This window comes from Rummeliibacillus sp. POC4, from assembly GCF_003576525.1.
Taxonomy (GTDB): Bacteria; Bacillota; Bacilli; order Bacillales_A; family Planococcaceae; genus Rummeliibacillus.
In genome coordinates, this window is sequence record NZ_QWUA01000083.1 from 1 (window position 1) to 14882 (window position 14882).

Sequence of the window (14882 nt, forward strand, 5' to 3'; positions counted from 1 at the left end):
GAGATTGCAATGGAATTGAAATTAGGTACTAACATCATTTTAGAATCAATTTCTTCAGAAAATAGGGAAAGTTTTCGCTGTAAAATTGTCGAACAAAAGAATAATACAATCTATATTGATTATCCCGTTAACACAAAAACAAATAAAACCGCATTTCTAATTGAAGGTAGTCAATATCGAGCATCATTCGTAGACGAATCAAAAGTGGCGCATGCGTTTAAAACGCAAGTCTTAGGTAGAGTAATGTCGAATATTCCAATGATTATGCTTTCTTTTCCGACAGATGATGAAATCATAAAAATTCAAAGACGTGAATTTGTAAGAGTTCTAACACCTGTTGATGTGGCAATAGAATATAATCATCAGTATTTTCAGTTTATAACGGAAGATATTAGTGCCGGAGGATTAGCTATTATTATCAATCAACCAGTTCCTTTTAAAGAAAACGATGAAGTCGAATTGACAATTGTATTACCATTTACAAATTTAAGTGATGGAGTTCAATATGTCCATACTTCGGCAAAGGTTGTGAGGTTCATTGAAAAAGATAACACTGTAATAGCTCCATTACAATTTAGCAATACGGATGATATTGATCGTCAAAATATTATACGCTTTTGTTTCGAACGGCAATTGCAAATTCGGAAAAAAGAAACAGCTTTTTAGTCCTCAAATTGAGGGCTTTTTTCTTTATAAAATATTTTCAATTCGGGCCTTCCAATGATTTTCGAGTCTAAACGAGCCGCCTCCGCTTTTCTTGTCCAGCTGCGGGCGCTTGCTGCTTGAGTCACTTCACCTTCTCGGTCGAAAGCTGAAAAAACGCTTTCGATTCGAAGGTTCCAGTGCTTGTCGCAGCAGAACGAGCGCCCTCCGCTTTTCTTGTCTAGCTCCGGCGGCTAGACTCTCGAGTCATTTCAGTCCCTCGGTCGAAAGCTGGAAAACGCTTTCGATTCGGGCCTTCCAATGATTTTCGAGTCTAAACGAGCCGCCTCCGCTTTTCTTGTCCAGCTGCGGGCGCTTGCTGCTTGAGTCACTTCACCTTCTCGGTCGAAAGCTGAAAAAACGCTTTCGATTCGAAGGTTCCAGTGCTTGTCGCAGCAGAACGAGCGCCCTCCGCTTTTCTGTGTTACAATATTACGGAAAGAAAGGGTTGATACCGTGAAGAAGAATATTCAAATTGCTATTGATGGTCCTGCAGGGGCTGGTAAAAGTACGATTGCTAAGATTGTGGCTGAGAAATTAGGCTACACTTATATTGATACTGGGGCAATGTATCGAGCACTTACATTAAAAGCATTGAAAGAACATATAGATTTAGAGAATGCTGAAAGCGTCACCAATTTATTAGCAAAAACAATTATTGAATTAAAACCATCAGCACAAGGACAATTAGTATATCTTGATGGACAAGACGTATCAAAAGAGATTCGTTCTAATGTTGTTACTGGAAATGTTTCAAGAGTTGCTTGTCATGCTACAATGCGAGAAATTATGGTCAATCGTCAACGTGAAATGGCAGAACGTGGTGGCGTTGTGATGGATGGTAGAGATATTGCAACTGCAGTATTACCAAAAGCTGAATTGAAAGTTTATATGTCAGCAACAGTGGAAGAACGTGCACGTCGTCGTTTTGAAGATAATAAGCAACGTGGAATTGAAACATCTATTGAAAAATTACAAGAAGAAATTGCTTTGCGAGATAAATTAGACAGCGAGAGAGAAGCATCTCCGCTTGTGCAAGCACCTGATGCAATATTCTTAGATACTACTGATTTAACAATCACACAAGCAGCAGAAGCGATTTTACAATTAGTGAGTGAAAGGATGGCATAGATATGGACTTTTATCAATTTGCAAAGTCTGTTGTTTATACAGTATTGAAGCCCATTTATCGAATGGATGTAATAGGTGTTGAAAATTTCCCTGAAAAAGGTGGTATCTTATTATGTTCTAATCATATTGATAATTTAGATCCACCTGTTGTTGGTATTTGTTCACCAAGACCTGTTAACTTTATGGCCAAAGAAGAACTTTTTAATGTACCAATTTTAAAAGGAATCTTACCTAAAGTACATGCATTTCCTGTTAAACGTGGTCTAAGTGATCGTCAAGCACTTCGCACTGCCATTAATACCTTAAAAGAAGGTCAAGTTGTTGGACTTTTCCCAGAAGGACATAGAAACAAATCGGGTAAGCTAGGAAAAGGGTTCTCTGGAGCTGGATTTTTTGCATTGAGAGGAAATGCCAATGTGGTACCTTGTGCAATCGTTGGACCATACAAACCATTCCGTAAGGTAAAAGTTGTATTTGGTAAACCGATTGACATAGAACCGTATCGTGAGAGAAAAGCAAAACCAGAAGAAGTAACAGAAGTAATAATGGCGCACATTCAAGAATTATTAGATGAACATCATCCTGATAATAAAAAATAATTGTATTTAAAGGGTTAATTTTTGTTTTTACTAGCAAATTCTAATAAAATAGAAAGTGAACATTGTGAAGGAGGATTACATATGTCTGAAGAAATGAACTTAAACGAGTTAAAAGAGATCCGTGAAGGTGATATTGTTACTGGTAAAGTTGAAAAGGTCGAAGAAAAAGTTGCAATAGTTACAATTCCAGGTGCACCTTTTGATGGCGTAATTCCAATTAGTGAGCTTTCAAGCTTACATATAGAAAAAGCTTCTGACGCTGTCTCCGTAAATGATGAATTAGAAGTTTTAGTAACAAAAATTGAACAGCCTGACGAAAAGAATCCCGGACAATATGTTCTTTCAAAACGTCAAGTAGATGCAAAATATGCATGGAAAGAGTTAACCGAGAAATTTAACAATGGAGAAGTAATTGAAGCTGAAGTAAAAGATATCGTTAAAGGTGGCCTTGTAGTTGATCTAGGCGTACGAGGTTTTGTTCCTGCTTCCTTAGTTGAAGATCATTTTGTTGAATCTTTTGAAGATTATAAAGGAAAAACTTTAACCTATAAAATTGTTGAAATGGATCAAGAAAAAAATCGTTTAATTCTTTCTCATCGTGCAGTAATTGAAGCACAAAAGGCAAAAGAAAAAGGTGCAGTTATTAATAATATTCATGAAGGCGATATTATCGAGGGGACTGTGCAACGTATAGCCACTTTTGGTGCATTTGTTGATCTAGGTGGAGTTGATGGACTTGTGCATATTTCCCAAGTGTCTCATGATCATGTTGAGGATGTTTCAAAAGTTCTTTCTGAAGGACAAAAAGTGAAAGTTAAAGTATTATCTGTAGATTCTGAACAAGAACGTATTTCTTTATCTATAAAGGAAACTCAAGAAGGCCCATGGTCACAAATCGATGAAAAAGCTCCTGTTGGGTCTGTCTTAACAGGCGTTGTTAAACGACTTGTTACATTCGGTGCATTTGTAGAAATTTTCCCTGGTGTAGAAGGACTTGTGCATATTTCCCAAATATCTCATAATCATATTTCAACACCACATGAAGTTTTAAAAGAAGGTCAAGAAGTTCAAGTAAAAGTTCTAGCTGTGAACAAAGCTGATAAACGTTTGTCACTTAGTATTAAAGCTTTAATAGAGAACAAAGAAGAGCCTGAAGTCGATGAATTTGAATTTCCTGAAGAAACAAATGGTTTTTCATTTGGCGATGTAATTGGTGATAAGCTTAAAAACTTTTCAAAAGAATCATAAAAAAATATTAAAATAATAAAGTAGGCAGATGCTTTCAGGGCTTTGCCTGCTTTTTTTCTTGCATTACAGGCAATATTTGATAAAATAAGTATACAAAAAGACTTCAATTGTAGGTGATGGTCAACTTATCAGGTACCATCATCTTTTTTGTTGTATAATAGCTCTTATTAGAAGTCGGAAGGATGAAGAAAGTTATGGCGAAACCAATTGTCGCAATTGTTGGTCGTCCAAATGTCGGTAAATCGACTATTTTCAACAGAATTGTAGGAGAGCGCGTTTCAATCGTGGAAGATATTCCAGGTGTAACACGTGATCGTATTTATAGTTCTGCGGATTGGCTAACACATGAATTTAATATTATTGATACTGGCGGTATTGATATTGGAGACGAACCTTTTATTGACCAAATACGTCATCAAGCAGAGATTGCTATGGATGAAGCAGACGTTATTATTTTTATGGTAAATGGTCGAGAAGGTGTTACATTAGCGGATGAACATGTAGCAAAAATTTTATATAAAACAAAGAAACCAATTGTTTTAGCAGTCAATAAAATTGACAACCCTGACATGCGTCAAATGATTTATGATTTTTATTCTTTAGGATTTGGAGATCCATTCCCAATTTCCGGTTCTCACGGAATTGGATTAGGAGATTTACTCGATGAAGTAGCTAAGCATTTTCCTAAAGAAGATGAGGAACAATATGATGAGAACGTGATTAAGTTTTCATTAATAGGCCGTCCAAACGTTGGCAAATCTTCCCTTGTCAATGCCTTTTTAGGCGATAATCGTGTCATTGTAAGTGATGTAGCAGGTACAACTCGTGATGCAATTGATACTAGTTACGAATATGATGGACAAGAATATGTCATTATTGATACTGCAGGTATGCGAAAAAAAGGGAAAGTGTACGAGTCAACTGAGAAGTATAGTGTCCTTCGTGCATTAAGAGGAATTGAACGATCAGACGTTGTATTAGTTGTCTTGAACGGTGAAGAAGGTATCCAAGAACAAGATAAGAAAATCGCAGGATATGCTCATCAAGCAGGTAAAGCGGTAATTATTGTCATGAATAAATGGGATGCAGTCGAAAAAGATGAAAAGACAATGAATGAAAAAACAAAAGAAATTAGAGAACAATTCCAATTTTTGGACTACGCACCAATTGTCTTCGTATCAGCAAAAACAAAACAACGTGTCCATTCTATCTTACCTATTATCAATCGAGTAAATGAAAATCACTCAATGCGTATTCAATCTAGCATCTTAAACGAAGTTATTTCTGATGCAGTAGCTCGTAATCCTGCGCCAACAGATAAAGGTAGACGTTTACGTATTTACTATGTCACTCAAGTGGCTATCAAACCACCAACTTTTGTGGTATTTGTAAATGATCCAGAATTAATGCATTTCACATATGAACGTTTCTTAGAAAATAGAATTCGTGAAACATTTGATTTTGAAGGTACACCAATAAAATTAATCACAAGAGCACGTGATTAATAATTAGAACATGAAATCGAAAGGAGATTTCAACATGAATCGCGTATCGGTACTTGGAGCAGGTTCTTGGGGAACATCTTTAGCCATTGTCTTAGCTGAAAATGGCCATGATACTTTACTATGGTCTCATCGTAAAGAACAAGCAAACGAAATTAATATTCAACATACAAATGTAAAATATTTACCTACAACAATATTACCTGAAAATTTAAAAGCAACTTCAGATATTGCAGAAGCTGTTCATCATGCAGATATTATTGTAATGGCAGTTCCAACAAAAGGTATTCGAGAAACATGTCAAAAAATACTGGAAACACTCGATAAAAAAATGTTATTTGTTCATGTTTCTAAAGGAATTGAACCAAACACATTATTAAGAATTTCAGAAATAATGCGAGAAGAAATTCCAGCAGAACTGATTGAAGATATTGTAGTATTATCCGGCCCGAGTCACGCAGAAGAGGTCGTGCAGCATCACCCAACAACTGTGGCTGCTGCATGTGAAAACTTAGTAAGTGCTGAAAAAATACAAGATCTTTTCATGAATCAATACTTCCGTGTATACACAAACCAAGATGTTGTTGGAGTTGAAATTGGAGGAGCATTGAAGAATGTTATTGCATTAGCAGCAGGAGCTGTAGATGGTTTAGAATTCGGTGATAATGCAAAAGCAGCACTTATAACACGTGGTTTAGCAGAAATTTCACGTTTAGGTGTAAAACTAGGAGCGAATCCATTAACATTTGCCGGATTAGCTGGTATGGGTGATTTAATCGTAACATGTACAAGTGTTCACTCTCGTAACTGGAGAGCTGGGAATATGCTTGGTAAAGGACTTTCATTAGATGAAATTCTTGATCAAATGGGTATGGTTGTTGAAGGAGTTCGTACAACAAAAGCAGCTCATCAGCTATCCAAAAAATATAATGTTTCAATGCCTATTTCAGAAATTTTATACGGGGTTCTTTTTGAAGGAATCGATCCACATAAAGCTGTGGAACAATTAATGCTTCGTGAAAAAACGCAAGAGTTGGATGCTACCTACGATTTTTAATGGTAGTTCACAAAATTGTACGATTTATAAAGAGCATCTTAGAGCTAGCAAATGACTTTATTTATGCTCAATTGTTAAAATAGGACAAGAGATGGTTACCATACATCTCTTGTTTTTTTATTTATAGTAATAAAAAATGGTTTCTATAAAAATATAAATTTGGGCAAAAATACTATAAGTTTCCTTATTTAACTGATAAAGTAAACTGAAATCATGCTTATATAGGTAATGTATTCTCTCTAACCAATTATTATTTGAGAAGGGTCTTACCGGGTTGATGTGGGTAAACAGCAGGATTATATCACTACAATGTTTAAAGTGATACTTTATGTTATACTTTCATCTGTGAGAAATGATTTTCGTTATACATAGGAAGGGTGGTTGTACTGTTGACAGAGTTAGTACTACTTACAGGAACAGGTATATCGCCAATGGATATGATGTGGATATCCTTTTATTCAATAGGCTTTTTGCTGATTGCATCAGGGTTGATATATTTAAGTAGACAAAAAATTAATAATAGAATTATAAGTACAATTGTGGCTTTAATAGCTTATGTTTTTCTTATCATTGGTTTTTTAACAATGGTGTTTGTTGTTATGACTTTTTGATTCTTCAAAAAAATGAGGGTAGTTTATGAAAAAAATAAGTTTAATTTTATTCGTATTCATTATGACAGTAGCCCTGTCAGGTTGTATGTATCCTGATAAGGAAAAAGTTGAAAATCAGGTACCAGATGAGGCTCAATTATTAACAGTACAAAAAGCTGTGGACCAGTTTAGAAAGGATACAGGTGGACTATTACCTATCCAAAACCGTGATCAAAATGTGGATCGCTATATTAAATATCCGATTAATTTTGAAAAATTAACTCAAGGATATATTGCAAAGACACCAGGAAATGCATTTGAAAAAGGCGGTATTTATCAATATGTAATATGGAATGCCGAAAGTAAAAATCCTGAAGTAAAATTAGTCGATTTACGAGGTTCTGAAACAATCCGGGAGCTTAATATTAAAAAAGGTGTAAACGGCTTTGTACCAATCTCTAGACAGCTTAAAGATGATGTCTATGAATTCGATTATAAGAAGATGGGGTATAAAAAGGCACCGACAGTACCGAGTCCTTATTCTAATACGAACTTACCTTTAGTAGTAAAAGGTAGTGGCGAAATTTGTATCGATTATTCGATAGAATTACAAAAAATGGTCAATGAAAGTAAAGTAAAAGTGAAGCCCGGTGAAGATATACGTTATTTACTTTCTGACAAATATCCTATCTTACCAGCCTATTCATTGCCTTATACAGTAAATGAAAAAAATGAAGTTGAATTTTTAACAAAATCAACTAAGAAATAAGTAAACTTCAAAAAGCGTTTCATGTCTTGTGCATGAAACGTTTTTTTATTGCATAGGATATAGTGCTGAAAAAAAGGGGGAAGGATTATGTCACAAGAAGTGTACGAGCAAATGGCGACACGTACAAATGGTGATATCTATATCGGTGTAGTTGGCCCGGTTAGAGTTGGAAAATCAACGTTTACAAAGCGTGTGATGGATATTATGGTCTTACCAAACATGCAAGATGAAAAAGAACGTCAACGGGCACAAGACGAATTGCCACAAAGTTCTCCAGGCCCAGTAATAATGACGACTGAACCTAAATTTGTACCTGCTAATGGAGCGCAAATCACTGTTGGAAATCAAGACATGCCGTTTAAAATAAGATTCGCTGATTGTGTGGGTTATATTATTGACGGTGTGAAAGGGTATGAGGATGAAAATGGTCCCAAATTAGTACATACCCCTTGGCATAATGATCCAATACCATTTGAAGAAGCAGCTAAAATTGGTACTGATAAAATTATTAGGGAGCATGCGAATATCGGGGTTGTTATGACCACAGATGGTACAGTAAATGGAATTCCGAGAGAAGCTGTTTGCAAGGCAGAAGAGGAAATTATTCAACAACTACAGGAGATTGGTAAGCCTTTCGTTATCGTTGTGAATAGTAAAATGCCTGCCCATAACGTCGCGAAGGAATTATGTGAAGAATTACAAGAACGTTATAGTGCGCCAGTCATTTCTACATCGGTAGATCAAATGACTTTAAATGAAGTTCGTCATATTTTAGAAGAGGCCCTTTATGAATTTCCTATTGATAAGTTAGAGATGGAAAAACCAGATTGGTTAGATGTATTAGATGAAAATCACGAACTAAACAAACTGATCAAACAATCCATTGATAACTGGAAAGCATCGGTCAATAAAATTCGAGATATTGAACGTTTAACACATGAATTATTACAAGAAGATTTTATCGCATCTGCTCAAGTGAAAAATGTAGATGCAGGGTTGGGGCATGCAGTTATTACATTACAATTAAAGAATGAAATCTACAAATCTATCTGTGATGAATGGCTAGATGAACCTATTCAAAGTAAGAAGGATTGGTTATTATTTATTAAAGAATCGCAACAAGCGAGAAAATCTTATCAACGCTTCCACAAAGCTATTGAGGAAGCAAATAAAGATGGATATGGTGTTACTTTACCAATCCTAGACGAATTCGAACCTACTAGACCAGAACTTATTAAACAAAATAATTTCTTTGGTGTTCGGATGGAAGTTAAAGCTCCTTCTTATCATATTCTACGAATCGATATGGAAGCAGAATTTGCACCACTTATCGGATCGGAGTTTTATAGCCAACAATTATTAAAAGATTTAACCAATGCTTATTTACATGATCGTGAAAAACTATGGAGTACTCAGATATTCGGAACGCCATTACATGAAATGATGAAAGAAAGTATTGCATACAAAACCGAAGCTGTTCCAAAACATGCAAAAGCTAGAATGCGTCAAACAGTTGAAAAAATGGTGAATAAAGGTGAACAAGGAATGGTTACTTTTATACTATAAAGTGCAATTTCTATCAGTGAATTCATCCTAATAGTTGTTTCAATGAAAGAGAAAATAAATAGCTTGATTTTAAGAGGAATTTACGATATGTAAATTCCTTTTTTGTGTCGATTTGATAAATTATTTGCTTAAAGTTAGGAAAAGGAGTATAAATATTGTTGCATAGCAAAATTTGTTGTGATAATCTTTTTACATGATTTAGAAAAAGCCCCTTTGAGAGGAGGTGAGTGGTGTGAATAAAACAGAATTAGTTAACTCTGTTGCAGAAACTGCAGCTCTTTCTAAAAAAGATGCTTCTAAAGCAGTTGAAGCAGTATTTGAAACTATCCAAGAAGCTCTTGCAAAGGGTGATAAAGTTCAATTGATCGGTTTTGGTAACTTTGAAGTACGTGAACGTGCGGCTCGTAAAGGTCGTAACCCACAAACAGGTAAAGAAATTGAAATCGCAGCAAGCAAAGTACCTGCATTTAAACCAGGTAAAGCGCTTAAAGATGCTGTTAAATAGTACAAGCATCTGTTCTACATAGAGTAGCCGTTAAGGCTGCTCTTTTTTTGTGATTGAAATAACATTCAAAAATGAATCTTACTAGTAGTACATACTTAATTTATTAAAAACGTTTACATATTTTGCGATTACTTTACTTGTGTGGTAATCTCATTTTGAGACTCTTTGCAGAAATATTGGGGGATTTATGTTGATAGAAAAAAACTTTGAAAAAATAGACCAAGTATCTACTGATGTAGATTTAAAAAAAATAGAAACTGCTGTAACAATGATATTAGAGGCAGTCGGTGAAAACCCACTAAGAGAGGGTTTATTAGACACACCAAAGCGAGTAGCTAAAATGTATGCCGAAATGTTCCAAGGTCTTCATGAAGACCCTAGACAATATTTCGAGACAGTTTTCCACGAAGGACATGATGAACTAGTTCTTGTAAAAGATATTCCGTTTTATTCAATGTGTGAACATCATTTAGTACCTTTTTACGGCAAAGCTCATATAGCATACATCCCTCAAAATGGTGTAGTTGCGGGATTAAGTAAATTAGCAAGAACTGTTGAAACAGTTTCGCATCGTCCTCAACTCCAAGAACGTATTACAGGAACTATCGCAGATACGCTAATGGAAATGTTGAATCCGAAAGGTGTTTACGTAGTGGTTGAGGCAGAACATATGTGTATGACAATGCGCGGAATTAAAAAGCCAGGGGCTAAAACGGTTACTTCTGTAGCGAAGGGCATTTTTGAAGAAGATGAAGTAAAACGTTCAGAAATACTTTCATTCATTCAAATGTCTTAAATTTCGAGTTTTTTTGTGTTATGATTGTTGGAGAAAAGTCGAAAATAAGGAGAAAGTTTAAATGGCTCAAAACGATTATATAGTAGTACGTGCAAAAGAAGACGGCGTACATGTCATTGGTTTAACTCGTGGGAATGATACCAAGTTTCATCATTCAGAGAAATTAGACAATGGTGAAGTAATGATTGCACAATTTACTGAGCATACTTCCGCTATGAAAATTCGAGGAAAAGCAGAAATTCAAACAGCTTTTGGAGTTGTTGAAAGCGATTCAAAAAATTAATATATAAAATATAATAGTAAATATAATATGGACAACAGGATACAAACTGAATGGAGAAAAGTTTATGAATGCAACTTATATTGAAGAACAAGTATCGCAACTAAAAAATAATATTCTAATGCAATTGCATCATAGAACGCTCCTTCAATTTACAGGTCAACCAATTGTTGAAGATGGTCAACTGCTATATTTATTGTTGCCAAAGTTAAATGGTGAACGATGGTCTGCACAACATGAGAAAGCTGCAACTGCTGTAGCAATGATCAATGCGGCTTTGCACGAGCATGAGCAAATTGATGAACAAAATGCTACATCTAAAAGTCAGCAACTATCAGTCCTTGCGGGAGACTATTATAGCGGATTGTATTACACGACACTTGCATCAATTCCAGATATTCAACTTATTCGTAATTTATCGGAGGCAGTTGCTGAAGTTTGTGAATGTAAGACAGCTATGTATGAACCGAAAAAAAGAAATTTAAAGGAATGGTTAGAAGTATTTCGGGTTATTGAAGCAAAGACCACTGAACAATTTTTAAAACGATTTCATTTTGAGTCATATATTGATATTGCAAACCAAGGTTTACTTCTTACTCGATTTAAACGTGAATTGAACCAATATCAAGAATTACATCAAAATAACCGTTTTATGGGAGTCTTGGAACAACAGAAGGAAAATGCTGGTATGAAATATGAGCAAATTCTTCGATATCAAATTTCAGATCTTTCATCTAATTTAATTCGAAGTATTAAATCTTCTCCTTTTCTACTAGATGAAGTTAAAACAATAGTGTTACAGTATATCGAAAGTGATATACCTGAACATCAAACGATGAGAGAAGGTTGATTTATAGTGACACCACAATCGAAAGAAGAACGTGTACATGAAGTTTTTGAAAATATTTCCGATAGTTATGACAAGATGAATTCTGTTATTAGTTTTCAAATGCATAAGGGCTGGCGAAAAGATACGATGAAACACATGGACGTTAAACCGGGATCTAAAGCTCTTGATGTATGTTGTGGTACTGCAGATTGGACCATTGCAATGGCTGAAGCTGTCGGAGAAAATGGACATGTTACTGGACTAGACTTTAGTCAGAATATGTTAAATGTCGGATTAGAAAAAACAAAGGATATAAAACAAATAGAATTAATACAAGGAAATGCAATGGAGCTACCATTTCCAGACAACACATTTGACTACGTAACAATTGGTTTTGGGTTACGTAATGTGCCTGATTATATGCAAGTACTTCGAGAAATGAATCGTGTAGCAAAACCAGGCGGTAAAGTAGTTTGCCTTGAGACATCCCAATCAGAAATTCCTGGTTATCGTCAATTATTCCGATTCTATTTCCGCTATATTATGCCCTTGTTTGGTAAGATCTTTGCTAAGAGTTATAAAGAATATTCTTGGTTACAAGAATCTGCAAATGATTTTCCAGGGATGAAAAAGTTAAAGAAAATGTTTGAACAAGCTGGTTTACAAAAAGTAGTATATAAATCTTATAGTGGTGGAGCTGCTGCTATGCATATGGGCTTTAAAAAGGAAATTTAGTGTGGGAGAAGGTTTAAACGCGTGGAAAAGATGAAGTTAAAACTTCTTTATGCCGATTTACAATCAGACATAAGGATCATCGAAAAAGAATTAGAAAAAGCGCTGGATTCATCTTCACACTATTTGAATGATGCCTCTCTCCATTTGCTTAAAGCTGGTGGAAAACGAATAAGGCCTGTTTTTGTTTTGCTTGGCGCTAAATTTGGTCAATATGATATTCATCATATAAAAAATGTGGCTGTACCTCTTGAATTAGTCCATATGGCTTCCCTTGTTCATGATGACGTCATTGATGATTCTGAACTTCGTAGAGGGCGCCCTACTGTTAAAGCTCAGTGGAATAATCGTGTAGCGATGTATACTGGGGATTTTATCTTTGCGAAAGCATTAGAATATATTACAAAAATTGAAAGCCAAAAAGCAAATGAGATTTTATCTAAAACAATGGTTGAGATTTGTATAGGTGAGATTATTCAAATTGAAGATAAATTGCATATAGAGCAAAATATCCGAGACTATTTTAGACGAATAAAAAGGAAAACTGCGTTGTTAATTTCATCTAGTTGTCATCTAGGAGCAATTGCTTCAGGTTGTGACGAAAAAGTGGCAAATCATTTAAAACGATTTGGCTATTATGTAGGTATGTCATTTCAAATTATAGATGATATTCTAGATTTAACAGCTTCAGATAAACAACTTGGAAAGCCTGCTGGTAGTGATCTAATGCAAGGTAATATTACACTTCCAGTTTTATTGGTTAAAGATGATTTAGAAATGCGACCTCTTATTGACAAAGCATTGGCTGGCACGATGAATGAAAATGAGAGACAAGCCTTTTTGAAAAAAATTCGTCAATCTGATGCAATAGAAGAATCCTATTATATAAGTAATTTATATTTACAAAAGGCTTTGAAAGAAGTAGATGCATTACCAAATAACTCTGCGAAAAAGTCATTAAGAGATATCGCTTTATATATGGGAAAACGTAAATTTTAATAGTTATTGTTGAACATTATGTGTTTCAATGATAATATTTTCAAGTAGGGTTTAAATCCTAGATAATCTTAAGGAGTTGTAATAGTACAATGGCTATCCAAAAAACTTTTTTAATGGTAAAACCAGATGGTGTTAAACGCCAATTAGTAGGCGACATCGTAGATCGTTTCGAACGCAAAGGATTTGTTCTTAAAGGAGCAAAACTTATGCAAATTTCTCAAGAACTTGCTGAAAAACACTATGCAGAACATGCAGAAAGACCATTCTTCGGTGAATTAGTAGAATTCATCACTTCTGGTCCAGTATTTGCAATGGTATGGGAAGGCGAAAATGTAATCTCTGTTGCTCGTCTTATGATGGGTGCTACTAACCCTGCAGAATCTGCACCAGGAACAATCCGTGGTGACTACTCAACAACAGTATCTCACAACGTTATTCACGGTTCTGATTCACTAGCTTCAGCAGAACGTGAAATTGGCTTATTCTTCAAAGAAGAAGAATTACACTAGTTTTCACTAGTATAAAAGAAGAGAAAACTGTTCATTTAACGATGGACAGTTTTTTTATTTTCTTTAATATTTATAAACTTATAAAAAATGTAAGCTATTCAATAAACACAACTGAAACAATACTAATGACTGAAATATTGTAAAACTCTCGATTTCTTCTATTTAAGATTTATTTCTAATCCGGTATAATAGACATAGGACTAAAGAGAGGGAAGATGCTCAAATGACTGATTACGAAGAATTCATTGCAAATATTAAGCGTAAAACGGGCATTGATTTAGCTTTATATAAAGAAGCACAGATGAAAAGACGGTTAACTTCTCTTTATGAAAAAAGAGGATTTAAAAGTTTTAAAGACTTTTTTATGGGAATTGAAAGAGATCAAAAACTTCTTGATGAGTTCTTAGATAGGATGACAATTAATGTATCTGAATTTTATCGAAATGGAAAGCGTTGGGAAGTATTGCAAAATAAAATCTTACCGAGATTATTGCAAAGTAATAAAAGGCTTAAAATCTGGAGTGCTGCATGTTCAACAGGTGAAGAACCATACTCTTTAGCTATGGTGCTTTCAAATTACTTACCATTATCTCAAATTTCAATCTTTGCCACAGATTTAGATGAAAATGCAATTGCAAAAGCAAAAGCTGGTGTTTACCCTGAACGTTCACTGGCTGAAGTACCTGCGAATATGAAGTCTAAGTATTTTGAACGAGAAGGCTCTTTTTATAAAGTAAAGGATGAGATTAAACGAACCGTTACATTTCGAAAACATAATTTATTAAATGATTCCTATGACAGTAATTACGATTTAATAGTATGTCGAAACGTTATGATCTATTTTACAGAAGAGGCTAAAGATCAAATTTATCGCAATTTTAGTAACTCCCTTCATTCGGGTGGCGTGTTATTTGTAGGTAGTACTGAACAAATTTTCAATCCAACAAGATACTCTTTTGATATAGAGGACACTTTCTTTTACAAGAAGATATAATTTTTAGTAATTCCCTTTCATTACAAAGTAAGCAAGTTTACGCTTTTCGATTAATACGAAAAGCGTTTTTTATA

Annotated in this window: 17 protein-coding genes; all 17 read left to right on the top strand. The window is 34.8% G+C overall.

The genetic code is table 11. The annotated features are described in order from the left end of the window. Positions 1-666: flagellar brake protein (locus tag D1606_RS16345; protein WP_233548152.1), on the top strand; the 666-nt coding region annotated here is incomplete at its 5' end. 492 nt (positions 667-1158) lie between these two features. Then, a complete protein-coding gene (cmk, locus tag D1606_RS16350; protein ID WP_119417085.1) occupies positions 1159-1833 on the top strand; it encodes a (d)CMP kinase in 675 nt (224 codons plus the stop codon). A 2-nt stretch (positions 1834-1835) separates the two neighbouring features. Next, positions 1836-2432, top strand: a complete 597-nt coding sequence (locus D1606_RS16355; protein WP_119417086.1) for a lysophospholipid acyltransferase family protein — start codon at positions 1836-1838, stop codon at positions 2430-2432. An 81-nt stretch (positions 2433-2513) separates the two neighbouring features. Further along, positions 2514-3680, top strand: coding sequence for a 30S ribosomal protein S1 (gene rpsA, locus D1606_RS16360; protein ID WP_119417087.1), 1167 nt, complete (start codon positions 2514-2516; stop codon positions 3678-3680). Positions 3681-3874: 194 nt separating this feature from the next. Then, positions 3875-5185 (top strand): ribosome biogenesis GTPase Der, encoded by a 1311-nt coding sequence (gene der / locus D1606_RS16365; RefSeq protein ID WP_119417099.1) that lies wholly within the window; start codon positions 3875-3877, stop codon positions 5183-5185. Positions 5186-5219: 34 nt separating this feature from the next. After that, positions 5220-6239 carry an NAD(P)H-dependent glycerol-3-phosphate dehydrogenase gene (locus D1606_RS16370; RefSeq protein ID WP_119417088.1) on the top strand — a complete coding sequence of 340 codons (1020 nt, stop codon included), beginning with the start codon at positions 5220-5222 and terminating at the stop codon, positions 6237-6239. A 389-nt stretch (positions 6240-6628) separates the two neighbouring features. Next, complete coding sequence (locus D1606_RS16375; RefSeq protein ID WP_367269413.1) at positions 6629-6850, top strand: DUF2768 domain-containing protein; 222 nt, start codon at positions 6629-6631, stop codon at positions 6848-6850. Positions 6851-6875: 25 nt separating this feature from the next. Further along, entirely contained in the window at positions 6876-7598 is a 723-nt protein-coding gene (locus D1606_RS16380; protein ID WP_119417089.1) for a hypothetical protein, read from the top strand. An 87-nt stretch (positions 7599-7685) separates the two neighbouring features. Then, entirely contained in the window at positions 7686-9164 is a 1479-nt protein-coding gene (spoIVA, locus tag D1606_RS16385; RefSeq protein ID WP_119417090.1) for a stage IV sporulation protein A, read from the top strand. 232 nt (positions 9165-9396) lie between these two features. Further along, positions 9397-9669 (top strand): HU family DNA-binding protein, encoded by a 273-nt coding sequence (locus D1606_RS16390; RefSeq protein ID WP_102692522.1) that lies wholly within the window; start codon positions 9397-9399, stop codon positions 9667-9669. Positions 9670-9862: 193 nt separating this feature from the next. Then, positions 9863-10465, top strand: coding sequence for a GTP cyclohydrolase I FolE (gene folE, locus D1606_RS16395; RefSeq protein WP_255416330.1), 603 nt, complete (start codon positions 9863-9865; stop codon positions 10463-10465). A 61-nt stretch (positions 10466-10526) separates the two neighbouring features. Continuing rightward, a complete protein-coding gene (gene mtrB, locus D1606_RS16400) occupies positions 10527-10748 on the top strand; it encodes a trp RNA-binding attenuation protein MtrB (protein WP_119417092.1) in 222 nt (73 codons plus the stop codon). A 64-nt stretch (positions 10749-10812) separates the two neighbouring features. Then, positions 10813-11595 (top strand): heptaprenyl diphosphate synthase component 1, encoded by a 783-nt coding sequence (locus tag D1606_RS16405; protein WP_119417093.1) that lies wholly within the window; start codon positions 10813-10815, stop codon positions 11593-11595. A 6-nt stretch (positions 11596-11601) separates the two neighbouring features. Further along, the gene (locus D1606_RS16410) at positions 11602-12309 is read left to right on the top strand and encodes a demethylmenaquinone methyltransferase (protein ID WP_119417094.1); all 708 of its coding nucleotides are present in this window, start codon (positions 11602-11604) and stop codon (positions 12307-12309) included. A 21-nt stretch (positions 12310-12330) separates the two neighbouring features. Further along, the gene (hepT, locus tag D1606_RS16415) at positions 12331-13305 is read left to right on the top strand and encodes a heptaprenyl diphosphate synthase component II (protein WP_119417095.1); all 975 of its coding nucleotides are present in this window, start codon (positions 12331-12333) and stop codon (positions 13303-13305) included. 89 nt (positions 13306-13394) lie between these two features. Next, positions 13395-13814, top strand: a complete 420-nt coding sequence (gene ndk / locus D1606_RS16420; protein WP_119417096.1) for a nucleoside-diphosphate kinase — start codon at positions 13395-13397, stop codon at positions 13812-13814. A gap of 223 nt (positions 13815-14037) precedes the next feature. Continuing rightward, entirely contained in the window at positions 14038-14808 is a 771-nt protein-coding gene (locus D1606_RS16425; protein WP_119417097.1) for a CheR family methyltransferase, read from the top strand. Positions 14809-14882 lie beyond the last annotated feature (74 nt).